The sequence below is a fragment of the Aliihoeflea sp. 40Bstr573 genome (assembly GCF_024105655.1).
GTDB lineage: Bacteria > Pseudomonadota > Alphaproteobacteria > Rhizobiales > Rhizobiaceae > Aliihoeflea.
Genome location: NZ_JAAAMH010000005.1, coordinates 1 through 25,301, shown reverse-complemented (window position 1 = coordinate 25,301; position 25,301 = coordinate 1). Strand labels below are relative to the sequence as shown.

Here is a 25,301-nt window from a genome sequence, read left to right as displayed (position 1 = left end):
TGCAACAGAATAAATACAAATCGATGTCGATACCGGATTAAACGTTGCCGACGCGCGTTCATTCGATGTTAGTCGACTGACTTGACCCCGGATAATTCGATCCTTTCGGAAGAATATCTGAGTGATAGATTTTGCTAATATATAATTTTCTAAAACGGAGCTTGCTGAAATGGGCAGGCCATTTCTCGAATTGAGCGATCGTACGCCGGTTTGTTTCGGTGATACGCGCCAGATCTACGAGGTGTCGGACTATCCTGGCAGCCTCGTCAGAACGATCCGTCCAGAGCGGGTCGATGCGTTTGGCCATCTCGTCGGCAAGAACGGCATGAAGCGCCTGCGCATGGCGGGCTGCTATCAGGGCTTTGCGCGCGAACTGGCCGAATACCTGATCCAGTCACGCCGCCTTCACACCCAGCCCGGCTTTTTGCTGCCGTTCGCCCACATATACGGATTGGTCCAGACAGACATGGGCACCGGCCTCGTCATGGAAAAGATTGTCGGCGAGGATGGCGAGCTGGCGCCAACCATAGGACACCTTCACGCCGAGGGCCGGCTGACGGACAAGCACCAAGCCGCGCTCGAGGCCATGTTCGAGCGCTGCCGCGGGTTGCATATCGTCCTCAGCGACATTCACGCCAACAACATCGTCTACACCGAAGAGCGCTCCGGTCGGCCCGAATGCGTCTCCGTGGACGGGTTCGGGGAACGTGTGTTCATCCCGATCCACCGCTGGTTCGCCTCGGTCAACCGCCGCAAGATCAACCGCATCGCGCGCGACGCCGCGGCAAGCCTGAGGCGCCCACCCGCACAAGAGCGCTGGGGCCGCCACTAGGCAGCGCTGGCCGAAGATGTGCGGCATCCACCGCGGCCGATACGCACTTCACGAAGTCGCGGCCGCCTTACGCCCGCGCAGGCGCGCCCATAGCGGCGTCTGGCCGACGACGATCGCAATCAGCGACAAGGTCAGGATCAGCGACAGCGGACTGGTGAAGAACTCGCCGGCGAAGATCATCACGTCGTCGCGCGCGGAGATCATTGCGCGCCTGTAGGACACGTCCATCAGCGGCCCCAGGATGATGCCCAGGATGACCGGGGCGACGGGAAAGCCGTAAACCTTCAGGAAGTAGCCCAGAATCCCGAAAGCCAGCATCCAGTAGACGTCGGTCACGCTGTTCTGGACCGCGAACGTGCCGACGACCGACAGCACGACGATGAGCGGCAGGATGATGCCCTTTGGCATCTCCACGATCTTGGAGAAGAGCTTGATGCCGCTGAGGCCGAAGATCAGCAGGAAAATGTTGGCCAGCACGAGATTGCCGACGATGAACCAGAACAGATGCGGCGTCTCGACCATCAGCAGCGGGCCGGGCTTCAGTCCATGGATGTAGAGCGCGCCGATGATGATCGCGGTTACCGCGTCACCGGGGATGCCGAGCGTCAGCATCGGGACATAGGCGCCGCCGACAGCGGCGTTGTTGGCGGATTCGGGAGCCACGAGCCCTTCATAGGCGCCCTCGCCGAAAGGCCGGGAGGGGTTCTTGACCGTTCGCTTCGCCTGGTCGTAGGCCAGCAGAGCCGCGATGTCCCCGCCGGTGCCCGGCAGAGCGCCGATGGTCACGCCGATCGCGGACGACTGGAGCGAGAGCGGAAGATATTTGCGGATCAACGACCATTTGGGAATGATGTTGCCGACCTTCTGCTTGATGGCGGGCAGGTCGAAGGTCCGCAACTGGTAGAGGACTTCGGCCACGCCGAAGAAGCCTATCATCGCGGCGACGTAGGAGATGCCGCCCATCAAGCTGAATTCGCCGAAGGTGAAGCGCGCCTGCGCCGTCATCGGGTCCATGCCGACGAGGCCGATGACGATGCCGAGCGAAGCGGCGAAGATGCCCTTGGCCAGCGAGTTCGAAGCCAGGCTGCCCACGAGCAGAATGCCGATGATCGCGATCAGCAGGTAGTCGCGCGGCGCGAACATGAGGGCGAACTGCGAAATCACCGGCGCGGCCACCGCCAGCGCCAGGATGCCCACGAAGCCGCCAATGACCGACATGACGGTGGAAAGGCCGATGGCCGGGCCGGCCTCGCCGCGCTGGGCGAGCGGATAGCCGTCGAGTGCAGTCGCGACCGCGCTCGGCGCGCCGGGGATGTTGAGCAGGATGGCCGTGCGCGAGCCGCCATAGACACCGCCCATGTAGACGCCCGCGATCAGGGCCAGCGCGTCATTGACGTCCCACGTGAAGGTAAAGGAGATCAGGATCGAGGCCGCCATGGTCACCGACAGACCGGGTATGGCGCCGATATAGATGCCTGCGAACGTGCCGATCGCTGTCCAGGCGAGCAGGCTGGGATCGAGCCATCCCATGAAGAAATAGCCGAAATTCTCCATCAGAAGAACACTCCCCTGGGCAGAACCACGACGAAGACGTAGCGGAAAAGGCCGTAGATCACGGCGACCGAGACGGCGCTGATCACGAGCGTCAGCAAGAACCGCTTGCGGTGGAGCAGGAACATCGCAGCCGTCAGGAACAGGTAGGAGGCGACGATGAAGCCGAGTGGCTGGAGGGCGAGCATGTAGCCGATGATGAGCGTCGCGAAGGCGACGATGCGCAGTGAGATCACATCGCCGAAGAACCGCCGACCGGTACCGCTGCTGTCACGGCGGTTCGATCCGGCAATGATCACGATCATGCTCACAACCATCGCTCCGGTCGCAAGCATCGGGAAGACGCCTGCCGAGGACAGCGACTGGAAGCCGGAGATCGTCCACGCCTGATAGGCCAGGACGAGGCTGGCAAGGGCAAGGAAACCGTTGAAGATCAAGCTGCCGGGCGGTGCGCCCTCGGGCACGCGCACGTCCGCGGCGCCGCCAGTCTGGTCCGGCTCGTTCATGGGATCCTCCCGCAGCGGCCATCCGCCTCGCGAGCGCCGGAAAGCGTCATCCGGCGCTGTGATGTTTACTGGACTTCATGTGGCCGTCGCCCTGCCTGGCGAACAGCCGACCTGCCCGGCCCAAAGGCGCGGGACAGGCCGTCGCGTCCTTTTCAGGGACGCGGGATGTTCAGTTCTTCGGGCGAGCGCTCGACGGCGCCTGCATCGGCCAGCGTCCAGGCCGTGGCCGACTGCCATTGCTTGAGGAAGGCGTCCGCCTCTTCACCCGAAATGTTCATCGTGATGTTGGTGCGGTCGGCCATCAGCGTCTTGAATGCTTCCGTATCGGCCGCGGTCTTGAAGGCTTCCGTGAGCTTCGCCTTGACGTCGTCCGGCGTGTCCGCCTTGACGAAGACGCCGTAAAACGGCCCCCACGGAAGCAGCGAGGAGAGCTCCGGATAGTCCTCGGTGATGGGCGGGACGCCCGGCAATGCGTCGATCTCCTCGGCATTGAAGACCGCAAGCGGCTTGACCGTGCCGGCCTTGATGAGTTCGGCCGCGGCCGAAGCGCCGACCGGCATGAAGTCGACGTGGCCACCCTGAAGCGCCGTCAGGCCCGGACCTTCACCGTCGAAGGGAACGGCGGTGACCTCATAGTCCGCGACGGTGGAGAGCATCGCACCGATGACATAGGGAATGCCGCCCGGGCCGGTCGACCCCATCTTGATCTCGCCCGGCCGGCTCTGCGCGTCGGCAACGACGTCGGCAAAGCTTTCCCATGGCGAATCCGGGCTCGTGACGATGACGCCGACGCCGCGACCCAGAATGTTCACCGGATAGAACTGGTTGTAGTCGATCTCGCCGAGCCCCATCACGCCGTGCAGCTGCGGGTTTTCCGCGCCGAAGAGGATCGTGTACCCGTCGGACGGGGCCGAGGCGACGTAGGTGGTGGAGATCGCGCCGGCAGCGCCGGCCTTGTTGAGCATGACGATCTTCTGGCCGAGCGCTTCCTCAGCAGCCGGCGTCACGGCGCGCGCGACGACGTCGGTGGCACCGCCGGCGCCCCACATGATGACGCCCAGAAGCTCGCGCTCCGGATATTCCTGCGCAACGGCCATGCTGACCGAGGCCGCCAGGCCGGCAGCCACTACGATGCTACGTATCATTTCATCCTCCCAAATCGAAACCAGACACCATGCGGCAACCGGCATTCAACGCAGGCGCGGTTTTGCCTCCCGCCGGCCGCATGCGTTCTGCCATTTACAAGCAGCGCGCTTGCAAACACAATTACCAAGATCGTCGGATGACATAACATAAGGTTAAGGTACGCCACCATGTTGACGCTGCGACAAGTCGAGGTTGTCCGCGCGATCATGGTGTCGGGCTCCGTCGCCGGGGCTGCGCGCCATCTCAACGTGTCGCAACCAGGCATCAGTCGCCTCATGAAGCATCTGGAGACCTCGCTCGGCATCAGGCTCTTCATCCGCCGGGGTGGCCGCTATGTACCGGCCGAGGAAGCGCGCGCCGTCTTCGAGCAGATCAACGACGTGCATCGCAAGATCGACGATCTGCAACTGGCCATCGACCGGCTCGCGCGAGGCAAGGACGTCGGGTTGCAGTTCGGTTCGGTCCCCTCGATTGCCAATGTCATGGTCCCGCGCGCCGTGGTCGCAATGCAAAGGCGCTACCCCGACCTGCGGCTCAACATCGACATCATCAAGATCGAGGAAGCCGTCGACTACCTGATGCTCGCCCGCGGAGAAGTCGCGCTGATGAGCTATCGCCTCGACCACCCCTCACTCGTCTTCGAGCCGCTGGCGACCGGCAAGCTCGTCTTCATCACCGCCCCCGATCACGAGGCGGCGCGAATGCCCAGCATCTCCGTCGCCCAGATCGCTCGCTATCCGCTCATCGGCATCGACCCGAACGACCCTTACGGCCGCATCATGGTCTCGCTCTTCGATCGGCACGGTTTTGACTACAACATCCCGATCCGGGCACGCTTCGGCACGACGGTGATGTCGCTCGTCGAACGCAATGCCGGCGTCGCCGTCATCGACACGTTCTCGGTGGCCGACATCAGCAGCAGGCGGCTTGCCGTGATCCCGATCCAGGAGGAAACCAGCTTTCAGACGTACTTCGCCACGCGGCGCGACACGTCGATCTCCAGTTTCGCCGGCAGTCTCATCCAGGAACTGAAAAAGTGCATGACGTCGAATCCCGGCCTTACCCCGCAGGACTGAAATCGGGCCGCCGCGCGACGACGAGAAATGCAAGGACGAACGATCTGCGAAGGTTACCGGATGGGCCGGAAAGCCCGCTTCGAACCAATGCAGCGTTCGCCCTTGTGTAACCCGATACGGCACGATCGGCGCACCGCGAATGAGCGAACTTGAGCCCGGCGAGATTAGCGCGGCACGATGTCGATCAAAGGCACGTCGCCATCAAAGCGGAGTTTCGCATCGCTGTTCAGCTTGCGCGACGACTTCGCCACCTGAGCCCGTGCCCGCTCCGCCACTTCGCGCGAGGCGATTTCGCCCTCTCCATCAGAATTGAGATAGACCGGGATGAGTTCGAGGTTCGGAAGACCGGCGGAATCGGCCCAGGTCAGCCGGGCTACCGCGCCGATCCGGGTCAACTCGCTCTGCAGGCTTTCAAAACTGTAGGCAGGATAGGACCTGTGGTCACCGGGCCCGTCCGGAATGACGTTGTGAACGGTAAAATTGCCCAGGCTGTAGATGATCGGCTTGCCGGAATGGAACTCCACCCCCTGAAGATAGTGCGGGTGGTGACCGATCACTGCCGACGCGCCTGCATCGATCAGCGCCCTGCCAAGCGGCCTCTGGTAGTCGGCCAGTTCGTCCTGGCTGGCAGCCACCCAACCGAAGGGCACGCCCCAATGGATGGCGACGATGACGATATCGTTGTCGGCCGCCGCGGCACGCACCGCGTTAAGCGCCGTCTGCTGATCGCCCTCGAAAACGAACGTCTCCGCAAATGGTGACATTCCCGGCGTTTCCTGGATGGCCACCGGATCGATGACATAGCGCGTCAGCACCCGGATAGGGGCAACGCCGGGCCGATTTGGGCCCGCCCCGCTTCCATTCGGCAACGTGGTCGTCAGCCCCATGAAGGCGACTTTCGTCCTGCCTGCTGTCTTGGACACCGGCGCGAGGCTCTCGGCCAGCGTCAACCCGGCGCCGACCTGGGAGATGCCGGCTTCCTTGAGCGCTGCCAATGTGTCGGCCAGGCCGCTGGCCGCGTAGTCCATCGCGTGATTGTTGGCGAAGTTGACCACATCCACGCCAAGCGCGCGCAGGTCATGAGCCAGCGACGGCGGCGCCTTGAGACAGATCGTCTTGTCGGTGTCCGCGCTGGAAAGCGTCAGCGGCATTTCGAGATTGACGAAGCAGTGGTCGGCCGCACCCATCAGCCCGTAGACCGCCTTGCGGGGGCCTTCCGGCCCGAGGAAGGGGCCGGTCATGATCAGGTCACCGGTGCACGTCAGGGAGTAGCTCATCATCTCTCCAATCGGCGTCCCGGGAGGCGGGACACGGCTGTGCGCGTGCGGTCAGCGCCGCAGCGCCCGCCGCGGAGACAATCGAAACGCGCTGTTTCGATAGTTAAAACACTGTTTTATAGATGTTATTCGGACAATCGCGGGCCATCAAGCGACTTTTTAATTGGCCGCGATCGCACCGAGTCGTTCCGACATCCGCCCGGCATAGTCGACCACCATCAGCCGATGCCGCTCAGCTATTTCAGGTGTCAGTCGATTGATCGCGCCCGAAATGCAGATCGAGGCGGCGATCTTTCCGTCATGGCCAAAGATCGGAGCTGCGATCGAGAAGGCCGCAACGTCCACGTCGCCGCGCGAAATATGGAAGCCCTGCTTTCGCATCCGGCGCAGCCGCTGGCGGATCTTGGCTGGATCGACCACGGTCGCCGACGTGAACGCCTCCAACGGGCGGCTCAGCACCGCCTCCTGGACCTCCTCCGGAGCATAGGCGAGCAGCAGGGGTGAAGCTGCGCCGGCGTGCATCGACAGCCGCAGGCCGACTTCGGGGAAAATGCGAACCTGATGCACCGACGATCGGGCAGCCATGCAGACTGCGTTCAACCCGATGCGGACGAAGAGATTGACATCTTCGTCGCAAAGCTTCGCCAGTTCGTCCAACAGTGGCTTGGTGGTTGCGACCAGCAGATTGTGGCGGTTCACGTTGCCAGCCAGATACAGAACCCGGTAGCCGAGTGAATTGGCGCGCCTTGCCTCGTCCCGCACGATGTATCCCCGCCGCTCCAGCGTATGCAGGAGACGAAAGGCCAGGGTCTTGCTGACCTGCATCTGCTTGGCGATTTCCGTCACTCCAAGATCCGGATTGGCGGCAAGCAGTTCCAGCAGGTTAAGCGCCCGATCGACAGCTTCGATGACATATCCGCTGCGCTCTTCCGACCCCGCCTTCGCTCCCGCTACTGTTCTGGGCATTCAGTCATTCCTCCGACATTTTTACGATGTAAGAAAAATACTCGCATATTACTTTTTCCACTTCTCAAGAATTGCCCCTCAAATCGTGACAATGACGTTGCCTGCAACATTTTTGCCTTCGAGTTTCTGGTGGGCGGCCGCAATTTCCTCCAGCGGATATCGCGCGGCGATCGTCGGCGCCAGCTTGTTGTCTGCAAGCCAGCGGTTGATGCCTTCGATGGCGGCGCTGCGAGCATCAGCTGGCAGGATATAGGCCTGCACAAACCTCAGCAAAACGCCCTTTCGCTGCAAAGCATAATAGGGCAGCGTCGGCTCTGGCATCGAAGGCGAGGAGTAGCTTGCTATTTTGCCGTTGGGCTTGATCAGACGCGCATCGGTGTTGACGTTCAGACCGAACTCCACCTCGATAATCCGATCCACTCCTTCAGGAGACAGTGCAAGCACGGCCTCTGCCACATCGTCACGGGAACGGTTGACGACGTGCGCCGCTCCGGCCGCCCTGGCCATCTCTCCCTTTTCGTCGGAACTGACCACCGCGATCACGTTTGCGCCGGCCGCAGCGGCAAACTGGACCGAGAGTTCGCCAACCGCTCCTGTCCCGCCCTGCACCAGGACGGTCGCCCCATCCACGTCTCCGTCCGAGAAGACCATGTAGTGCGCCGTGCAGGCCGGCCCTCCTAGACAGGCGCCGACATCGAATGCAACGCCATCAGGAAGCGGCGCGACGTGGCGGACCGGAAGCGCCACATATTCCGCCGCCGTGCCGACATCGACGCCGAACTCCGGAAAGCCGTAAAAACTGGCGCCGCCGGCGTTCCACACCCAGACTTTGCGGCCGAGCCAGCTGGGGTCGACCCCGTGGCCCAGCTCTTCCACGACACCCGCACCGTCTGTATGCGGCCTCACCCTCTTGCTGACACCGGTGTAGCCTGAAGGCACCCAGCCGGCACGACGACGAATATCGGCGGGGTTGACCCCGGAAGCGTGCATTCGCACCACCACCTCGCCCTCGCCTGGGGCCGGCTTTTCGACCTCCCCCACCACCAGCACCTCGGCGGCCGGACCCGGCCGTTCATACCATGCAGCGCGCATGCCCTGATCCTTTAAATGTTTCTGTGTTCGAAACGACAGTTCATAATAGATTGCGAAGCTGCGGACGAAAAGAAGGAAAACGACAACACACGCGCTTTTGGCTTCAAGCGTTTCGCGCCGTGGGGCGCGGCTGTTTGAGGAGCGACATTTGGGGAAGCCAAAAGCATTGCTGCACAGTTCTCGCACCTGAAATGCACGAAAAATGCAGTGTATCGCTCAAAATATGAGCACTCATAGAAATGCGGCCCAGCTGTGCAGATTGGTCTTGCCAACAAAATCTATCGCAGCTATCAATTTCGAGAAATAAAGAAACAGCGGTTCACTCAGCGAAACACAGAGAGTCAATATGCAAATTGTCTATCTCGTGCCGGGGGCCATGGCGAAAGGCCCGCTCGGAGAAAAGGAACTGCGTCGGCGTGAGTCCCTTCTTCAAAATTGGGCATTCGACGGAACGAGCGTGACCGTTGTCGACGTTCCGGAGAGCGTGAGCTCTATCGAGTCTGCCTACGAGGAACTGCTCGCGGCCGCCGCATCGATCGAGACGATACGCAGGCTCGAAAAAGAGGGAGTCGATGCGGTCATCATCGGCTGCTTCGGCGACCCGGGCATGGAAGCTGCGCGCGAACTGGTCACCATGCCGGTAATCGGCCCCGGCGAGGCCTCGCTGCTCCTGGCGGCTCATCTGTGTCATCGCATGTCGGTGATCTCGGTCTTTCAGACCCTGGAGGCCACCCACCGCAACCAGGCTTACAAGGCCGGAGTGCTCGACAAGTTGGCCAGCGTGCGCGGCATAGACGTTCCGGTCCTCGAACTCATGAGCGACTCCGATGCCACATTCGACCGCATCGTTGAGGTCGGCCGTCGCGCCATCGAGGAAGACGGTGCCGAGGCGCTGGTCTTCGGTTGCATGACCATGTCGTTCCTGGGCGTCGCGCCAAAGCTGTCGAGCGCGCTTGGCGTGCCGGTCATCAACGCCGCGCAGGCTGCTCTGAAGGCTGCCGAAAGCACGGTTTCACTTGGCCTTTCCCACAGCAAGCGCGCCTTCGCGACACCGCCCAAGTACCGCGATGAGGTTCAGCCCGTTGCGCCGGCGTCAAGCGGCGCGCGCAGCCTCGCCGAACACTGAGTGCCTGACTTCATGTCCACAGCCGAGCAAAAAGGAGTTGGAAGGGTGAGAAAGCTTGTCTTGAACGGCGCGAGTGCGCTGGCAATGCTGTCCATACTGGCCTCGCCAGTGGCGGCACAATCCGCCAATGAGATCGTATGGGGTGACCTGCTTCCGGCCGCGCTCGACAATCATGTCGCGCTCGATCAGCCGAGCCAGATGGTCATGCTGAACGTCTATGACGGCCTCTTCCGCTATATCGGCAATCCACCGGACCTCCAGCCATGGCTTGTCGAGGACTACACCGGCAGCGAGGACGGGCTGACCTGGGAATTCACGCTGAAGCCGGATGTGAAGTTCCACGACGGTTCCGTCATGACGGCCGAGGACGTGGTCTACAGCTTTCATCGTGTTCTTGGGCTGAACAAAGGCGCGGCCGGCACGTTCACGCCGATCCTCAAGCCGGAGAACATCACGGCGGTCGACGATCTGACGGTCCGGTTCGTGCTCGACAGCGCCTATGCACCCTTTCTTGCCGCCTTGCCGCTGGTCTCGATCGTCAACAAGGACCTGGTCCAGGAGCACGAAAAGGATGGCGACTGGGGCGCTGAATGGCTGGCGTCCCACTCCGCCGGTTCCGGCGCCTACACCATCGATCCCGACACCTACCGTCCCCAGGAAAACCTGACCTTCATCCGGTTCGAGGATCACTTCTTCGGCTGGGACGACAATCCCGATCCGATCGAGGTGGTTCGCGCCCAGCCTATCCAGGAGACGACGACACGGGTCATGGCGCTGATGAGTGGCGACATTCATGCCACGGATTCCTACCTTCCGACCGACCAGGTTCGCCGGGTGTCGTCGACCGAAGGCGTCCATCTCGCGCAGGATGAATCCATGCGCGTCATGTTCTTGCGAATGAACAATTCCAAGCCGCCTTTCGACAACATCAACTTCCGCAAGTGCGTCAGCCACGCGATGAACTATGAAGGCTTCATCACCGGCATTCTCGAAGACTATGCCGTTCGCAATCCCGGCCCCATCCCGCGCAATCTCTGGGGCAGCCCCGACGATCTCGTCGGCTATACATACGATATCGACCTGGCGCAGGAGTACTGTGACAAGGCGCGGGAAGAAGGCGCACCCGTCGATCGCGAAATCGAGATCTACACGCAGGCCCAGCTTGAGCAGACCAACCAGGTTGCCCAGGTTCTCCAGGCCGAGTTGCGCAAGGTCGGCGTCACGATGAAGGTCATACCGGCGAACTTCTTCAACCTCGTCGCCATGATGGGTACCGCCGAAAGCAGCCCGGACATGTGGGTCCACTGGGTCTCCACCTACTTCGTGGATCCCGAAAACTGGATCGGCCAAACCTATGACAGCGCATTTCAGGGGAGCTGGAGGGGATCTTCCTGGTACACGAACCCGCAGCTTGATGAAATGCTACGCTCGGCGCGTGTCGAATTGGACCAGGACAAGAGGCGCGAAGTTTACGAAGAGGCCTCGCGCATCGTCGTGGATGAAGCGGTTGACGTGTGGGTTTACAACACCGTCCAGCTTCGCGGCCTCAGTGATCAGATCGAGGGCTACAAGTTCTCGCCGATCGGATCGGGCGCCGATTTCCGTTACCTCTCACTGAAAAATTGATGAAGGCGGGGGGCAGGCGAGGTCCGCCTGCTCCCGCAACCGTGGGTGAGACATGATTGGCTTCCTGCTGCGTCGACTGGTTATGGTGGTGCCAGCCCTGTTCGGGCTTCTGGTCGTCATGTTCCTGCTGGTACGCATTGTGCCCGCCGATCCGGCCGCCGTGCTCGCCGGCGACAATGCGACCGTCGCGCAGATCGAACAGATCAGGCAGACCCTTGGACTTGACCGGCCGCTGTACGAACAGTTCTGGTTGTATCTGACGCAGGTCCTACAGGGCGATTTCGGGACGTCTTTGTATTCGAGCCGACCGATTGGAGCCGATATCGCTCTTCGCCTTGGCGCCACGATCGAACTGACGCTGGTCTCCCTGGTCTTCGCGACCGCAGTCGGCATGGTGCTCGGCGTCCTGGCCGCCGTCCGCCGGAATTCATTGATCGACTACGTACTGCGCTTCATATCGGTAGGTGGCCTGGCGCTCGCCAGCTTCTGGATCGCCATCATGCTGCAGCTGTTGCTGTCCATGCATCTGGGCTGGTTGCCCCTGCGCGGCCGGCTGCCAGCCAGCCTTCCCGCCCCGCCGCATTTCACTGGCCTGTATTTGGTGGACTCGCTCTTGGTAGGGCGCCTCGACATTTTCGTCGCTTCGCTCAGCCACATCGTCCTGCCGGCGTTCACCCTATCACTTGCCGGGCTGGCAGCGATCGTCCGCTTCACCCGCTCATCCGTGGTCGAGACGATGCAAAACGACTTTGTGGCCTACGAACGCGCCGTCGGCTATCCGCAGCGCAGGATCATCATGCCATACGTGCTGCGCAGTTCGCTTATCACGCCGATCACCCAGGTCGGCCTGATGTTCGGAAGCCTCATTTCGGGCGCGGTCGCAATCGAAGCGATCTTCGACTGGCCAGGCCTTGGCTTCTACCTCGTCCAGGCCATCCTCTCCTCTGACTACAAGGCTATTCTGGCCGTTACGCTGGTGATCGGCGTCATCTACGCCTTCGTGAACATTGTGGTCGACGTCATTCACGGTCTGGTCGACCCCAGGATTTCGCAGAAGGGCTGACGACAATGCTGATCCTTCGCAGATTCCTCCGCGACGTCCCGGCCGTAATCGGCGCGCTCATCGTCCTGACACTGGTGATCGTCGCGATCTTCGCACCATATATCGCGCCGCGCCTGGCCGAAGCCTTTGATTCCAACCTCATGATGCGGCTCAAGCCGCCGAGTGCGGACTATCCCTTCGGAACGGACGGTCTGGGTCGCGACATCCTCTCGCGTGTCATCCTCGGCACCCGCCCCGCTCTTGCCGCCAGCCTGATTGTGGTGTTGGGAGCCATGGTGATCGGCATTCCGCTCGGCCTCATCGCCGGCTATCGCGACGGATGGGTATCCGAGACGATCATGCGCGTCACCGACGTCTTCCTCGCGGTGCCCCAGCTTGTCCTCGCCCTTGCCATGGCGCAGATTCTTTCGGGCGGCATATGGAGCGCGATCCTTGCCCTGGCACTGACCTACTGGCCATTCTTCACCCGCACCGTCTACTCCGAGACCCGGCGTGTGCGAAGCGCCCTGTTCATCGATGCGCTCGAGAGCCTCGGTGCAAGCCGGCTCCGCATCCTGACCCTGCACGTCATGCCCAATGTCGCCGCCCCGGTCATCGTCCGCGCCACGGCCGGCATGGGGTTCACGATTCTGACGCTCGCGGTGCTCGGCTTCCTCGGAGTGGGCGCGGCACCGCCCGATCCCGATTGGGGCCTCACCATCGCCGAGAGCCGACAATACCTGCCGCAGAGCTGGTGGTATGCCACCTTCCCCGGCCTCGCCATCTTTATCGTCGTGCTCGGCTTCAGTTTTCTCGGTGATGGGCTGCGTGATCTGGTCGATCCGCGCCTGCGGAGGTCGCGATGAGGGATGATCTCGTCCTGTCTGTCCGGGACCTCAGCGTGACCGTCCATTCCGACGATGGGCCTGCAAAGATCCTCGACCACGTCAACCTTGAGCTCAGGCGCGGCGAAATCATGGGCGTGGCGGGGGAATCCGGTTGCGGCAAGTCGACCCTGATCCGCTCCATCCTCGGTATCCTGCCGCACGGCGCACACTCGGTAACCGGCGAAATCCAGTTCTGTGGCGAGAATCTCTTGTCGATGCCGCAGCGACGGCTCGAGCGTGAAATCCGAGGCGCTGCCATCGGCTTCATCCCACAAGATCCCTATCTCGCCCTGAATCCGGTTTTCACCGTCGGCGATCAGCTCCTGGAAATCCTGCGCTGGCATGGCATGCCGGGCGAGAGTTCGGACCGGCGCTATACGCGCTCTGTTCGCGCCCGTCATCGCGAACGCATCATCGAATTGCTGGACGCCGTCCAAGTCCCCGACGCGCGCAACGCCCTCGATCGCTACCCGCATGAGTTCTCCGGCGGACAGCGCCAGCGCCTGCTTATCGCCGGTGCGATCGCCTGCCAGCCACAGATCATTCTTGCCGACGAGCCGACAACGGCACTCGATGTGACCACGCAGTTGCAGATCCTCAAGCTGCTCAAGGAACTCGCGGCTCGCTTCGACGTCTCCATGTTGCTTGTGACACATGATTTTGGCGTCATCGGTCAGCTCAGCGACCGCGTCACCATAATGTATGCCGGACAGACCGCCGAGTACGGGCCCACGGGCGAGATCATCAACGACCCGCGCCATCCCTACACGCAAATGCTCATCAGATGCCATCCCGACAGGTCGGACGAACTCATTGGCATCCCCGGCCAGGTTCCTGTGCCCGTATCGCCACCTTCCGGTTGCCGCTTTCATCCCCGCTGCCCCGCGGCGCTCGACATCTGCAGCGCCGCGCGGCCACCGCTCTTGTACGGAGAAGCGGACAGGCAGGCAGTCGCGTGCGTTCTCTATTCGGAGATCGTTTCCTGATGCCAAAAGTTCTCGTTGAACTCCAGGATGTCAGCACGACGTTCAAACCTCGCCGGAAGCTCTTCCAGGACAAGCTTCCCCCGATCCGCGCCGTCGAGCGTGTTTCGCTGACCCTCATGGAAGGCGAAATACTCGGTGTCATCGGCGAATCGGGATGTGGAAAGTCGACACTGGCGCGGACAATCCTCGGGCTCCAAACCGAGACGGCCGGCCAGATCGTGCTGGATGGCAATATCGTCTCCGGCCTTCCCGCCAGACACAGCCGCAAGGCAAGGCGCGACATTCAGTATGTCCATCAGGACCCGGGAGCGGCGCTTGATCCCTGGTGGCGCGTCGGCGCATCGCTTGACGAGTCGCTGAAGGTGGGCGGCGTTGCCGACCCGGTCGAACGAGCAGAGCGAATTGACAGGATGCTGAATGCCGTCGGCCTCAATGCAGGATTCCGGTCGCGCTACCCGCATGAGCTTTCGGGCGGCCAGCAGCGGCGCATCGGGCTGGCGCGAATACTTGGCCTCCATCCGCGTATCGTCATCCTCGACGAACCCACGTCCGGCCTGGACCTTTCCGTGCAGGCGACGGTGCTGCGCCTCATTCGCGATCTGCGCAATCAGTTTGGCCTGACCTATCTCTTCATCAGCCACGACCTTTCCGTGGTGAAGCGCATGTGCGACCGCATCGCCATCATGTATCTCGGCCGCATCGTCGAGGTCGGTAGCGCCGAGCAGATATTCACCAACCCGCGCCACCCCTACACGCAGGCACTGCTCAACGCGGCACCTCGCCTGCGCCCCGGCCAGCTCGAGGAGATCGAGGCACTGGCGGGGGATCCGCCCAATCCCGCTCGCAAGCCTTCCGGTTGCGCCTTCCATACGCGCTGCCCCTATGCCGATGAGCGTTGCTCCCAGATCGAACCGGAATTGCGGGAAGTTCGCACGGGGCAACAGGCCGCCTGCATCCGCCTCGAGGCGATAGCACAGCAGACAGCCAGAACTCCCGAACTGCTCCCTGAAATCGCACGCTGAATAGGAATCCTACAGATGCTTGAATCCCCCAGTTACGGGCTCGGCGCGAATTCCGCCGCCGCAGTCACGACGCCGCGCAGCGATGGCGAGCGCGTTTGCGATCCGATTTCACTGGAGATTATCCGTGGTGCGATCGCCGCCGCCCAGGCCGAGATGGAGGCGCTGCTGGAGCGCACTGCGATCTCCGCCTTCATTCGTGAGAAGAAGGATTTCTACACGGCATTGTTCGACGAGAACGGCGTCATGGCGGTTGGCTCGATGGTGCCGATCTTTGGCGACATGACGACACCGGTCTTCGAGCACTTTCCACCCGAAACCATGAAACCTGGCGATCTGTACTGGTACAATGACTGCTACGGCTCGCGAGGTGCGGTCTCCCATTCCAACGACCAGGTCTTGCTTGCCCCTGTCTTCCAGGACGGACGCCGTTGCGGCTTCGTGATGAGCTGGGCACATTTCGCCGATGTAGGCGGGTTGCGCCCCGGATCGATCAGCCCGGACGCCACTGATATCTTCCAGGAAGGCATCATCATCCCGATCACGAAGCTTGTCAGCGAGGGCCAGATCAACGATGCCGCTCTGGCGATCTTCCACCGCAACTCCCGTTTTCCCGAACAGAGCGACGGTGACATGCGGGCCCTCATGGCCAGCGTCGAGCTTGGCGTAAAGCGGGTCTCCGGCATACTCGACTGCTTCGGCGCCGATGTTGTGGCCGATGCGTTTTCCCAACTCCTGGACCGGACCCGGCGACTTGTCCGCGAGCGCCTCGCGCTTTCCTTCGACTACGGCACCCACTCCTTCACCGACGCGATCGACGGAGACGGCCACGGCAACGGCCCCTTCAAGCTCCGCTTCTCGTTGACCCGCGCACGCGGCGAGGATGGCGAAGACCATTTCGTGTTTGATGCCAGCGAGACCGACGATCAGGCGCTTGGGCCAGTCAATTACCTGATGAACCGCGGCGTCCCGGGCATGGCTCTCGGCCTCTACTATCTTGGCGGCGACAGTTCGCAAGTGTGCAACGCCGGCGGTCCCAACGCGCTGGACGAAGTGATCCTGCGCGAAGGCTCGCTATTGGCACCTCGCTTCCCGGCCCCGCTGGGCATGCGCGGGTTGACGACCATGCGCGTGATTTCGGCCATCAACGGCCTTGTCAACGTCGCCAATGGCGGCGCTCCGGCGGCGAACTCCGCCTATGTCATCTCGATCATGCGCGGCAACTTTCGCACGGCCAACGGCGACCTGGAGCGGTTTCTGCTGGCCGATGGCGTCGGCGTCGGCTACGGCGCGCGGCCCAATGCCGATGGCATTGATGCCGTCTACTTCGTCGCCCAGGAGAACTACCCCGTCGAGTTCCTCGAACTCGCCTACCCGATAAAGCTGCGGACATACGGCATCCTCACGGATTCCGGTGGTGCCGGCCGCCATCGCGGCGGCTGCGGCATCGTTCGCGAATACGAAATCCTGGCCGAGGACGCGATGATCGCGATCCGCATTGACAGCGTCAAGAACCCGCCTTGGGGCATAGACGGCGGCAGGTCCGGCGGCTCCGGGCGCGCGGTGGTCAATCCCGGTACCGACCGCGAACGCGTTCTCGCACCGCTCTCAGATGGCAATCTGCTCTACAAGGGGGACATATTGCGCATTGAGACCGGCGGCGGCGGCGGCCATGGTCACCCCTTTGACCGCGCCCCGGCAAAGATACTCGAGGATTTTCTGGGCGGCTTTGTAAGCCGCGAGGCCGCGCGCGAGATCTACGGCGTCGTGATCGTCGACGTGCGGGTCGACGAGGTCGCCACGCAGCGTCTACGCGCCGCCCGTCCCGCAACTGCCCGTTTTCACCGTCAGGAGTATGTTGATGCGCTCGTCTGAGGACACGCTCTCAATCGCCGTCGATATCGGCGGCACGTTCACCGATATCTCGCTCTTTGACCGGTCGAGCGGCAATGTCTGGCGTGCCAAGACGCCAAGCATACCGAGCGATCCGTCCGAAGCCTTCCTGAACGGCATCAGGCTGGCGCTCGCGGATGCGGGCGTGCCGGCTTCCGCGCTGGCGCGCGTGCTCCACGGCACCACTGTCGCCACCAACATGATCCTTGAAGGAAAGGGCGCGCCCACCGCCCTGATTACCACCCGTGGCTTCCGCCACGTGCTGGAGATCGGTCGTCAGGATATTCCGCGCAACGCCAATCTCTATACCTGGGAGAAGCCGGCGCGCCCCGTCCCCGCGTCCCGCATCTTCGAAGTCGACGAACGTCTGGCGCCCGGCGGCGCGGTCCTTGAGGAACTCGACGAGGAGAGCGTACGCGAGGCGGCGAGCCTGATCGCAGAGATGGATGTCGAAGCTGTCGGCGTCTGCCTGCTTCACGCCTTCGCAAATCCCGCCCACGAGCGGCGCGTGGCGGAAATCCTGCGCGAAAAGTTGCCGGATCTCGCCATCACCACCTCGGTCGATGTCCTTCCTGTCGTGCGGGAATATGAGCGCTCGCTGACGACCGTGCTCAACGCCACCGTCATGCCTGGCGTGACGACCTATGTCGGCCGGCTTGAGAAGCGCCTTGAAGACGAGGCCATCGGAGCGCCCCTGCTTTTGATGCAGTCCAACGGAGGCGTCGCTGGCGCCGCCGCCATACGTCAGGCCCCGGCCCTGACGGCGCTGTCCGGCCCTGCCGCTGGCGTGGTCGGCGCGCGCGCGGTGGCAGCGGCTTGCGGCATCGAGGACATCATCACCGTCGACATTGGCGGCACGAGCGCGGACATCTGCCTGATCAAGGGCGGCAGCATCGGACTGACCCAGAACGGCAGGGTCGGCGAGTGGCCTTTGCCCCTTCCGATGGTTGACATGGTCACCATCGGCGCGGGAGGAGGATCGATCGCAGCCGTGACCGATCACACACTCTCGGTCGGCCCGCGCAGCGCGGGCGCCCGGCCAGGTCCGGCGGCCTATGGCCATGGCGGGCAGCAGGCCACCGTCACCGACGCCCATGTCGTCCTTGGCCATCTGCCCTCGTCGCTGCTCGGCGGCCGCATGGCGCTCGACCAGGAGGCGGCCAGGGACGTCGTCTCCAAGATCGCCGATCCGCTTGGGCTTGAGGTACAGGATGCTGCGCGCGGCATTCTCGCCATTGCGGACAACCACATGATGGGTGCCGTCCGCGTCGTGTCGGTCGAGCGCGGTCACGATCCGCGCAAGTTCACCTTGATGCCGTTCGGCGGTGCCGGCCCCCTCCACGGCTGCTCGCTGGCGGATCTCCTTGGGATCGAACGTGTCATGATCGCGCCCGCACCGGGCGTTCTCTGCGCGGACGGGCTCCTGGCGGCCGACCTGAAAGCCGAATTCACCCGCACCCTGCCGCGTGCCGGCGCCATCGACATCGATGCGGCAACGCAGGTCTTCCTGGAGCTTGAGAGCGACGCGACGGCGTGGCTCGACGAGGAACGCGTGGCGCCGGAAAAGCGCAGCATCAAATGGGTCGCGCTCCTGCGCTATCATGGTCAAGGCGGGGAACTCGCGATCGGATGGGAAGGGGAGCGGGAGAAACTTGAAGCCGCCTTTGCTGGCGAGCACCAGTCTCTCTACGGCTTTACCCTGAAGTCGGCCGTTGAACTGGTAACGCTCCGGGTGGAAGCGATGGGCATGACATCGAGCCCGCCGGTCACCGAAGTCGACGATGCCGGGGCTTTCGAACCATATGCCCACACGAAAGTAAGCTTTCCTGCCGGCGAGATGGACGTGCCGGTGGTCGATCGCGGTTCGCTCGGCGCCGGCACGACATTCGATGGTCCGATGATCCTGACCCAGCTCGACACCACCACGCTCGTCCTGCCTGACTGGTCGGGGGAAGTCCACAAGACGGGCACGATCATTCTCACCCGACGCGAAGGGACGATTCAGTGAGCGAACCGAGCCAGGCTCTTCAGGCAGTCTTCGATCATATTGCGGCCAACGAGGAAAGTTTCGTCCAGCGCGTGATGGACTATGTCCGCCATCCGTCGATCAGCGCGCAGAATGTCGGTATCCGCGAGGTCGCGTCCATTCTGGTCGAGACCCTGACGCGCCTCGGTTTCGAAGCGGAAGCCGTTCCGACCAAAAACCACCCGATGGTCCTGGGACGGCGCGAAGTTTCGCCGGACAAGCCCACGATCCTCCTGTACGGCCACTATGACGTTCAGCCGCCCGATCCGCTGGAATTGTGGGTGAGCCCGCCTTTCGAGCCCACCATCCGCGACGGGCGGATCTACGCGCGCGGCATTGGAGACAACAAGGGGCAGCACTTCGCCCAGCTCCTTGCGATCGAATCGCATCTGGCCGTGCACGGCGAGTTGCCGTGCAATGTCGTGTTCCTGCTGGAGGGCGAGGAAGAGATCGGCAGTCCGCATATCGCCGAGTTCGTGCGCGAGCACGCGGCGCGCCTTGACGCCGATCTGGTCGTGACATCGGACGGGCCGCTGCACGACACCGGCCTGCCGGTCATCATGTTCGGCGTTCGCGGTGTCGCCGCCTTCGAGTTGCGCGCCAAGACGGCCTCGCGCGACGTGCATTCAGGCAATTTCGGCGGAATCGTGCCGAACGCGATCTGGAAGCTCGTCCATCTTCTTGCGACGATGAAGAGCCCGACCGGTGAGATCACGATCGAGGGTCTTACCGAACCGGTCATTGCGCCCACCAACTACGAACGTGAGGCGGTATCGAGACTGCCTCTGGATGTCGACCAGGTGAAGGCGCAACTTGGCCTGGCCGAACTGGATGAACCGAAGGATCGTGCGTATTACGACCGGGTGATGTTTCACCCGACGCTGACAATCAACGGTCTGCATGGGGGCTATGGCGGGCCTGGAATGAAAACGGTCCTTCCCTGCGAGGCGTTCGTCAAATGCGATGTGCGCCTTGTCGAGCCGCTGACGCCCGAATACGTCTTCGAGAAGGTTGCCGCACACGTTGCCATCCATGCGCCGGATGTCGAATTCGTACCGCTCAACGGCATGCTTCCGTCCAAGACGCCGATGGACTCCCGCTTCGCCGAGCCGCTCCGCCAAGCCGTCGTGGCCGCACGCGGCGTCGAGCCGCTGCTATATCCCACCATTGGCGGCAGCCTTCCGGATTATGTGTTCACCAAGATCCTGGGCCTGCCGGCATTCGTCATACCGTATGCCAATGCCGACGAGGCGAACCACGCCCCCAACGAAAATCTGGAGATCGTCCGTTTCATCGATGGAGTGCGAACCGGCGCCGCGATCCTGACCCAAATCGGCGCGTTGCGATAAAATTGCGGGGCTGTGTTTCTGGACGCGAAAACGCCCGCTTTCGCACCACTCCCTGATTGCGGGCCAGATCGGCCGCCTTCGCACCCGCCTCGTGCTCGCGCAGAATCGCCATGATCTGCTCTTCCGTAAACCGCTTCCGCTTCATCTGTCCGTCCTTCAATCGAGGCCGGACTCCAACTCCAGGTGGAGGAAAAACTCAGTGGCAGGTCAAGCTTCGTCCGCACCCTCTTTGTCTCGCTATCTCGAATTGAGGTCGGTGCCCGCACCGGCAATGAGATGCGCCTGATCATCCAGAAGGATGAACGCTCGCGCTCGTCCAATGCAGCCCTCGTCAACCTTTTGGCAAAGGCGCATCTTTATCTCCAGCATCTGACACGGGCACCACACACGACCGTCTCAGATGTAGCCAGGCTTCGGCGTGCATCGCGTCGATGTCGGACGCATTCTGCCGCTCGCATTCCTGGCACCAAAGCTCACAGATAAGCTGCTCAATGGCTCTCAGGCCTGCGGTCTGTCGGCTCGCCGGCTGGCGCGAGCCGATCTTCCGATGCTCTGGTCCGAGCAAGCTGCAGCGCTGCAATAGGCGCCTCAAACCGACCGCGCGATCCCCGCAGAACGGGCTGCAGATGGCGCGCCCATATCAGGTCAACTCTGAAGCAAGTAGCGTTTCCCGCATGAAAGTTCGTTGGACCCGCTCGCGCAACCTACGGAACTTGCGGCACTTTTCGCAGACGGTGTTGTGGACTGGTGTTTGCGGGAAAACACTGGTGGAGCTGAGCGGGATCGAACCGCTGACCTCGTCATTGCGAACGACGCGCTCTCCCAACTGAGCTACAGCCCCATGACCAGTGCCGCGCATTTAGGGAGGCCACCTGTTTTCTGTCAAGGTGATCTTTGCATCGGCGCGGCCCCGCCGCGGAGCCGGGGCTTGCCGCGCACGAACCCAGCGTCTAAATGTCGGCAACATACGAAAGAGCATCGGTCGCGGCCGGTCGCGACCTACGGAGACCTGCATGATCGCCCTCATTCAGACCATCATCCTGGCGCTGGACATCTACTGGTGGCTGATCATCCTGTCGGCGATCTTCTCCTGGCTCTATGCCTTCAACGTCGTCAATCCGCGCAACCAGTTTGTCGGCACGATCGGCAGTTTCCTTTACAAGGTCACCGAGCCGGCATTGCGGCCGATCCGCCGCTTGCTGCCCGATCTGGGCGGCATCGACATCTCGCCCATCATACTTCTGCTTCTCATCTTCTTCCTGCGCCAGTTCATTTTGACCACGGTCGCGCCGGCGCTCATCTGACGTTTGGGAAAGATGGGCCGCGCGGATTGATATCGGACGCGGCCAGCCCCATGTGAGGCGCACCGCGCCCCCTTTCGCATTTGCGGAAAAACCTGTATGAGCGCGCCAACGAAATCGCCGCGCCTAGAGGTGCTGGCCCCAAAACCCCCCGGGTACACCTTATGAAGCTCCGCAACATCGCGATCATCGCGCACGTCGACCATGGCAAGACGACGCTCGTCGACGAACTCCTCAAGCAGTCGGGCTCGTTCCGCGAGAACCAGCGCGTGGCCGAACGCGCGATGGATTCGAACGATCTGGAAAAGGAGCGCGGCATCACGATCCTCGCCAAGGCGACCTCGGTCGACTGGCAGGACACGCGCATCAACATCGTCGATACGCCGGGCCACGCCGATTTCGGCGGCGAGGTCGAGCGCATCCTGTCGATGGTCGATGGCGCGATCGTCCTCGTCGACGCTGCCGAAGGCCCGATGCCGCAGACCAAGTTCGTCGTCGGCAAGGCGCTGAAGGTCGGCCTGCGGCCCATCGTCGTCATCAACAAGATCGACCGTCCCGACGCCCGTCACGTCGAGGTCGTCAACGAGGTGTTCGACCTGTTCGCCGCCCTCGACGCCACCGACGAGCAGCTCGACTTCCCGATCCTCTACGGTTCCGGCCGCGATGGCTGGGTCTCCGAGAACCCGGAAGGACCGAAGGACGAAAAGCTCGCGCCGCTCTTCGACCTCGTCCTGAAGCACGTGCCCGAGCCGACCGTCGAGCCTGGCCCGTTCCGCATGATCGGCACGATCCTGGAGGCCAACCCGTTCCTCGGTCGCATCATCACCGGCCGCATCGCATCGGGCACGTTGAAGCCGAACCAGTCGGTCAAGGTCCTGCACCATGACGGCTCGCTGCTCGAAAACGGCCGCGTCTCCAAGATTCTCGCCTTCCGCGGCCTCGAGCGCCAGCCGATCGAGGAAGCGCAGGCAGGCGACATCGTCGCGATCGCGGGCCTTTCCAAGGGCACCGTCGCCGACACGTTCTGCGACCCGTCGGTGACCGAGCCGATGCAGGCGCAGCCGATCGACCCGCCGACCGTCACCATGTCCTTCATCGTCAACGATTCGCCGCTGGCCGGAACCGAGGGCGACAAGGTGACGAGCCGCGTCATCCGCGACCGCCTGCTGAAGGAAGCCGAGGGCAATGTCGCGCTCAAGATCGAGGAATCGGCCGACAAGGATTCATTCTACGTCTCGGGTCGCGGTGAATTGCAGCTCGCGGTCCTGATCGAGACCATGCGCCGCGAGGGCTTCGAGCTCGCCGTCTCGCGTCCGCGCGTTGTCATGCAGAAGGACGAGAACGGCGAGTTGCTGGAGCCGATCGAAGAGGTCGTCATCGACGTCGACGAGGAGCATTCGGGCGTCGTCGTGCAGAAGATGTCCGAGCGCAAGGCCGACATGGTCGAGCTGCGTCCCTCCGGCGGCGACCGCCAGCGCCTCGTCTTCCACGCCCCGACGCGCGGCCTCATCGGCTACCAGTCGGAGCTTTTAACCGACACGCGCGGCACCGCCGTCATGAACCGGCTGTTCCACTCTTACCAGCCCTACAAGGGCGAGCTGGCGGGCCGAACCAACGGCGTCCTGATCTCGAACGACCAGGGCGAGTCGGTCGCCTTCGCCATGTGGAATCTCGAGGATCGCGGCCCGATGGTCATCGACGCCGGCGTCAAGGTCTATGCCGGCATGATCATCGGCATCCATTCGCGCGACAACGATTTGGAAGTGAACGTCCTCAAGGGCAAGAAGCTCACCAACATCCGCGCTGCCGGCAAGGACGAGGCCGTCCGCCTCACCCCGCCGATCCGCATGACGCTGGAGCGCGCGCTCGCCTGGATTCAGGATGACGAGCTCGTCGAGGTCACCCCGAAGACGATCCGTCTGCGCAAGCTCTATCTCGACCCGCATGAGCGCAAGCGCTTCGAAAAGTCCGCCAAGGTCGCCGGCGCGGCGTAGGTCCAGGGCGACATACGCGATTGAAGACGGCCACGTGTCCAATGGATGCGGGGCCGTCTTGCTTTTGGGGCGGCCGCCGGACTATCTCGGAACCGATCCGGTTGAACGAGAAGGGGTGCGCGCGTGATCTACATTCTACTGTGCAAGGACAAGGCGGGACATTTGCAGACCCGGCTCGACAATCGCCCGGCCCATGTCGACTACCTGAACGGGCTCGACACGAGGGGCGTGCTGCGCTTTGCCGGCCCCTTCCTCGACGCCCAGGGAAAGCCGAACGGCTCGATGGTCGCCATCGAGGCCGAGGACGAAAAATCCGCGCGCGCCATCGCCGATGCCGACCCCTATGCCAAGGCCGGTCTTTTCGAGAATGTCGACGTGCGCCCGTGGAACTGGGTCTTCAAGAAGCCGGATGCAGCCTGATGCAATACTGGCTGTTCAAGTCGGAGCCCGACGTCTTTTCCTTCGACGACCTGAAAGCTAAGGGGAAGAAGGGGCAGGAATGGGACGGCGTGCGCAACTATCAGGCCCGCAACAACATGCGGGCGATGAAGGTCGGCGACCGCGGGTTCTTCTACCATTCCAATATCGGCCTCGAGGTCGTCGGCATCGTCGAAGTCTGCGGCGAGATCCATCCCGATTCCACGACCGATGATCCGCGCTGGGAATGCGTCGACGTGCGGGCACTGCAGAAGGTGCCGACACCGGTGACGCTCGCCGAGGTCAAGGCCAATCCGAAGCTCGCAAAGATGTCGCTCGTCACCTCGATGCGCCTGTCCGTCCAGCCGGTGACGCCCGACGAATGGGCGGAAGTGTGCCAAATGGCCGGTTTCAAGAAAACGCCGTGAAAGACAGGCGCGCCTTCATCCGCGCCAACACGGGGCTGATCGCGCCGCCGCACGTGCCCGAGATCGAGCTTCACCTGGCCGACGAGGCCCATGACCTGTGGCACCGCACCGAGGCCGAGCTCGAAGCCATCGGCCTCGAGCCGCCCTTTTGGGCGTTCGCCTGGGCAGGCGGGCAAGGCCTGGCGCGCTACGTGCTCGATCACCCCGAAACCGTGGCGGGCAGGCGCGTCGTCGATTTCGCGACCGGCTCCGGCCTCGTCGCCATCGCCGCGATGAAAGCGGGCGCGCTGCACGTCCTTGCCAGCGACATCGATCCTTTCTGCGCGGCGGCCGTTGCGCTCAATGCGGCGGCGAACAATATTGTCGTCGAGACCAGCGACCGCGACCTCGTCGGCGAGAAGCTCGACTGCGACGTGCTTCTGGCCGGCGACGTCTTTTACGACCGCTCCTTTGCCGACCGGCTCGTGCCCTGGCTGCGCGAGTTGACCATGGCGGGCGTGACCGTTCTGGTCGGGGATCCTGGCCGCGCCTACCTGCCGCGCGAGCGTCTGGCGGCACTTGCCCGCTATGAGGTGCCGGTGACGCGAATACTGGAGGATGCCGAAGTCAAACGCACCACCGTCTGGCAATTCGGCTAGGGTCAGGACTCATTGATCCAGAAGATGAAGACTGCCGCGAAAGCGATTGCTGACAAGAAGGTGTGAGCGCATCGTTCGTACCTTGTGTGGATGCGCCGCCAGTCCTTAAGGCGAGCGAACATA

At 62.7% G+C, this 25,301-nt stretch carries 22 protein-coding genes, 1 tRNA gene and 2 pseudogenes; 16 read left to right on the top strand and 9 right to left on the bottom strand.

The features are described from left to right. The first annotated feature begins 169 nt into the window (after positions 1–169). Positions 170–832: a YrbL family protein gene (locus GTK01_RS08170; RefSeq protein WP_252925387.1), complete on the top strand. Its 663-nt coding sequence runs from the start codon at positions 170–172 to the stop codon at positions 830–832. Positions 833–880: 48 nt separating this feature from the next. Here GTK01_RS08170 and GTK01_RS08165 read toward each other — a convergent pair whose 3' ends face one another. From GTK01_RS08165 to GTK01_RS08155, 3 genes are all read right to left on the bottom strand, one after another. Continuing rightward, entirely contained in the window at positions 881–2,386 is a 1,506-nt protein-coding gene (locus GTK01_RS08165) for a tripartite tricarboxylate transporter permease (protein ID WP_252925386.1), read from the bottom strand. Beyond that, positions 2,386–2,889, bottom strand: coding sequence for a tripartite tricarboxylate transporter TctB family protein (locus GTK01_RS08160; RefSeq protein ID WP_252925385.1), 504 nt, complete (start codon positions 2,887–2,889; stop codon positions 2,386–2,388). The genes GTK01_RS08165 and GTK01_RS08160 overlap by 1 nt, the downstream gene beginning before the upstream one ends. A 152-nt stretch (positions 2,890–3,041) precedes the next feature. Continuing rightward, entirely contained in the window at positions 3,042–4,034 is a 993-nt protein-coding gene (locus tag GTK01_RS08155) for a tripartite tricarboxylate transporter substrate binding protein (protein WP_252925384.1), read from the bottom strand. Positions 4,035–4,202: 168 nt separating this feature from the next. Here GTK01_RS08155 and GTK01_RS08150 point away from each other — a divergent pair, with 168 nt between their 5' ends. After that, on the top strand, positions 4,203–5,111 hold the full coding sequence (locus GTK01_RS08150; RefSeq protein ID WP_252925383.1) for a LysR family transcriptional regulator: 909 nt from the start codon (positions 4,203–4,205) through the stop codon (positions 5,109–5,111). 164 nt (positions 5,112–5,275) lie between these two features. Here GTK01_RS08150 and GTK01_RS08145 read toward each other — a convergent pair whose 3' ends face one another. The 3 genes from GTK01_RS08145 to GTK01_RS08135 all read right to left on the bottom strand — a co-directional run bounded on the left by GTK01_RS08145 (position 5,276) and on the right by GTK01_RS08135 (position 8,446). Further along, positions 5,276–6,388, bottom strand: a complete 1,113-nt coding sequence (locus GTK01_RS08145) for a CapA family protein (RefSeq protein ID WP_252925382.1) — start codon at positions 6,386–6,388, stop codon at positions 5,276–5,278. A 159-nt stretch (positions 6,389–6,547) separates the two neighbouring features. Next, the gene (locus GTK01_RS08140; protein ID WP_252925381.1) at positions 6,548–7,354 is read right to left on the bottom strand and encodes an IclR family transcriptional regulator; all 807 of its coding nucleotides are present in this window, start codon (positions 7,352–7,354) and stop codon (positions 6,548–6,550) included. Between the two features lie 78 nt (positions 7,355–7,432). Further along, positions 7,433–8,446, bottom strand: coding sequence for an NADPH:quinone reductase (locus tag GTK01_RS08135; protein ID WP_252925380.1), 1,014 nt, complete (start codon positions 8,444–8,446; stop codon positions 7,433–7,435). 457 nt (positions 8,447–8,903) lie between these two features. On the opposite strand from GTK01_RS08135, the gene GTK01_RS08130 reads away from it, so the two are divergent. The 9 genes from GTK01_RS08130 to GTK01_RS08090 are packed head-to-tail and all read left to right on the top strand — an operon-like array spanning position 8,904 to position 20,400. Continuing rightward, positions 8,904–9,572: an aspartate/glutamate racemase family protein gene (locus GTK01_RS08130; RefSeq protein WP_252925379.1), complete on the top strand. Its 669-nt coding sequence runs from the start codon at positions 8,904–8,906 to the stop codon at positions 9,570–9,572. A 45-nt stretch (positions 9,573–9,617) separates the two neighbouring features. Then, entirely contained in the window at positions 9,618–11,198 is a 1,581-nt protein-coding gene (locus tag GTK01_RS08125; RefSeq protein WP_252925378.1) for an ABC transporter substrate-binding protein, read from the top strand. Between the two features lie 52 nt (positions 11,199–11,250). Continuing rightward, positions 11,251–12,261 carry an ABC transporter permease gene (locus GTK01_RS08120; protein ID WP_252925377.1) on the top strand — a complete coding sequence of 337 codons (1,011 nt, stop codon included), beginning with the start codon at positions 11,251–11,253 and terminating at the stop codon, positions 12,259–12,261. A gap of 5 nt (positions 12,262–12,266) precedes the next feature. Further along, positions 12,267–13,106: an ABC transporter permease gene (locus tag GTK01_RS08115; protein WP_252925376.1), complete on the top strand. Its 840-nt coding sequence runs from the start codon at positions 12,267–12,269 to the stop codon at positions 13,104–13,106. Further along, positions 13,103–14,113, top strand: coding sequence for an ABC transporter ATP-binding protein (locus tag GTK01_RS08110; protein WP_252925375.1), 1,011 nt, complete (start codon positions 13,103–13,105; stop codon positions 14,111–14,113). Before GTK01_RS08115 ends, GTK01_RS08110 begins: the two co-directional genes overlap by 4 nt. Then, positions 14,113–15,135: an ABC transporter ATP-binding protein gene (locus GTK01_RS08105; protein ID WP_252925374.1), complete on the top strand. Its 1,023-nt coding sequence runs from the start codon at positions 14,113–14,115 to the stop codon at positions 15,133–15,135. The genes GTK01_RS08110 and GTK01_RS08105 overlap by 1 nt, the downstream gene beginning before the upstream one ends. A 15-nt stretch (positions 15,136–15,150) precedes the next feature. Then, positions 15,151–17,007 (top strand): hydantoinase B/oxoprolinase family protein, encoded by a 1,857-nt coding sequence (locus GTK01_RS08100; RefSeq protein WP_252925373.1) that lies wholly within the window; start codon positions 15,151–15,153, stop codon positions 17,005–17,007. Next, the gene (locus GTK01_RS08095) at positions 16,994–19,033 is read left to right on the top strand and encodes a hydantoinase/oxoprolinase family protein (RefSeq protein WP_252925372.1); all 2,040 of its coding nucleotides are present in this window, start codon (positions 16,994–16,996) and stop codon (positions 19,031–19,033) included. The genes GTK01_RS08100 and GTK01_RS08095 overlap by 14 nt, the downstream gene beginning before the upstream one ends. After that, on the top strand, positions 19,030–20,400 hold the full coding sequence (locus GTK01_RS08090; RefSeq protein ID WP_252925371.1) for a M20/M25/M40 family metallo-hydrolase: 1,371 nt from the start codon (positions 19,030–19,032) through the stop codon (positions 20,398–20,400). Before GTK01_RS08095 ends, GTK01_RS08090 begins: the two co-directional genes overlap by 4 nt. A 46-nt stretch (positions 20,401–20,446) precedes the next feature. On the opposite strand, the pseudogene GTK01_RS08085 reads toward GTK01_RS08090, so the two are convergent. Next, positions 20,447–20,545: pseudogene (locus GTK01_RS08085) on the bottom strand (transposase); the annotation flags it as partial. 620 nt (positions 20,546–21,165) lie between these two features. Continuing rightward, positions 21,166–21,241: transfer RNA gene (locus tag GTK01_RS08080), tRNA-Ala, on the bottom strand. 172 nt (positions 21,242–21,413) lie between these two features. Between GTK01_RS08080 and GTK01_RS08075 the strand changes: the two genes are divergently transcribed. From GTK01_RS08075 to GTK01_RS08055, 5 genes are all read left to right on the top strand, one after another. Next, entirely contained in the window at positions 21,414–21,704 is a 291-nt protein-coding gene (locus tag GTK01_RS08075) for a YggT family protein (RefSeq protein ID WP_252925370.1), read from the top strand. A gap of 161 nt (positions 21,705–21,865) precedes the next feature. Continuing rightward, positions 21,866–23,695: a translational GTPase TypA gene (gene typA, locus GTK01_RS08070; protein WP_252925369.1), complete on the top strand. Its 1,830-nt coding sequence runs from the start codon at positions 21,866–21,868 to the stop codon at positions 23,693–23,695. A gap of 123 nt (positions 23,696–23,818) precedes the next feature. Then, a complete protein-coding gene (locus GTK01_RS08065; protein WP_252925368.1) occupies positions 23,819–24,115 on the top strand; it encodes a YciI-like protein in 297 nt (98 codons plus the stop codon). After that, positions 24,115–24,540, top strand: coding sequence for an EVE domain-containing protein (locus tag GTK01_RS08060; RefSeq protein WP_252925367.1), 426 nt, complete (start codon positions 24,115–24,117; stop codon positions 24,538–24,540). Before GTK01_RS08065 ends, GTK01_RS08060 begins: the two co-directional genes overlap by 1 nt. Further along, on the top strand, positions 24,495–25,178 hold the full coding sequence (locus GTK01_RS08055) for a methyltransferase (protein WP_252925366.1): 684 nt from the start codon (positions 24,495–24,497) through the stop codon (positions 25,176–25,178). Before GTK01_RS08060 ends, GTK01_RS08055 begins: the two co-directional genes overlap by 46 nt. 2 nt (positions 25,179–25,180) lie before the next feature. On the opposite strand, the pseudogene GTK01_RS08050 reads toward GTK01_RS08055, so the two are convergent. Next, positions 25,181–25,301 (bottom strand): annotated as a pseudogene (locus GTK01_RS08050) (IS5/IS1182 family transposase); the annotation flags it as partial.

Excerpts from the sequence above, each read along its gene's own strand:
- GTK01_RS08170 (WP_252925387.1), top strand. The coding sequence starts at position 170 with ATGGGCAGGCCATTTCTCGAATTGAGCGATCGTACGCCGGTTTGTTTC.
- GTK01_RS08165 (WP_252925386.1), bottom strand. The coding sequence starts at position 2,386 with ATGGAGAATTTCGGCTATTTCTTCATGGGATGGCTCGATCCCAGCCTG.
- GTK01_RS08160 (WP_252925385.1), bottom strand. The coding sequence starts at position 2,889 with ATGAACGAGCCGGACCAGACTGGCGGCGCCGCGGACGTGCGCGTGCCC.
- GTK01_RS08155 (WP_252925384.1), bottom strand. The coding sequence starts at position 4,034 with ATGATACGTAGCATCGTAGTGGCTGCCGGCCTGGCGGCCTCGGTCAGC.
- GTK01_RS08150 (WP_252925383.1), top strand. The coding sequence starts at position 4,203 with ATGTTGACGCTGCGACAAGTCGAGGTTGTCCGCGCGATCATGGTGTCG.
- GTK01_RS08145 (WP_252925382.1), bottom strand. The coding sequence starts at position 6,388 with ATGAGCTACTCCCTGACGTGCACCGGTGACCTGATCATGACCGGCCCC.
- GTK01_RS08140 (WP_252925381.1), bottom strand. The coding sequence starts at position 7,354 with ATGCCCAGAACAGTAGCGGGAGCGAAGGCGGGGTCGGAAGAGCGCAGC.
- GTK01_RS08135 (WP_252925380.1), bottom strand. The coding sequence starts at position 8,446 with ATGCGCGCTGCATGGTATGAACGGCCGGGTCCGGCCGCCGAGGTGCTG.
- GTK01_RS08120 (WP_252925377.1), top strand. The coding sequence starts at position 11,251 with ATGATTGGCTTCCTGCTGCGTCGACTGGTTATGGTGGTGCCAGCCCTG.
- GTK01_RS08115 (WP_252925376.1), top strand. The coding sequence starts at position 12,267 with ATGCTGATCCTTCGCAGATTCCTCCGCGACGTCCCGGCCGTAATCGGC.
- GTK01_RS08110 (WP_252925375.1), top strand. The coding sequence starts at position 13,103 with ATGAGGGATGATCTCGTCCTGTCTGTCCGGGACCTCAGCGTGACCGTC.
- GTK01_RS08105 (WP_252925374.1), top strand. The coding sequence starts at position 14,113 with ATGCCAAAAGTTCTCGTTGAACTCCAGGATGTCAGCACGACGTTCAAA.
- GTK01_RS08100 (WP_252925373.1), top strand. The coding sequence starts at position 15,151 with ATGCTTGAATCCCCCAGTTACGGGCTCGGCGCGAATTCCGCCGCCGCA.
- GTK01_RS08095 (WP_252925372.1), top strand. The coding sequence starts at position 16,994 with ATGCGCTCGTCTGAGGACACGCTCTCAATCGCCGTCGATATCGGCGGC.
- GTK01_RS08075 (WP_252925370.1), top strand. The coding sequence starts at position 21,414 with ATGATCGCCCTCATTCAGACCATCATCCTGGCGCTGGACATCTACTGG.
- typA (WP_252925369.1), top strand. The coding sequence starts at position 21,866 with ATGAAGCTCCGCAACATCGCGATCATCGCGCACGTCGACCATGGCAAG.
- GTK01_RS08060 (WP_252925367.1), top strand. The coding sequence starts at position 24,115 with ATGCAATACTGGCTGTTCAAGTCGGAGCCCGACGTCTTTTCCTTCGAC.
- GTK01_RS08055 (WP_252925366.1), top strand. The coding sequence starts at position 24,495 with ATGGGCGGAAGTGTGCCAAATGGCCGGTTTCAAGAAAACGCCGTGAAA.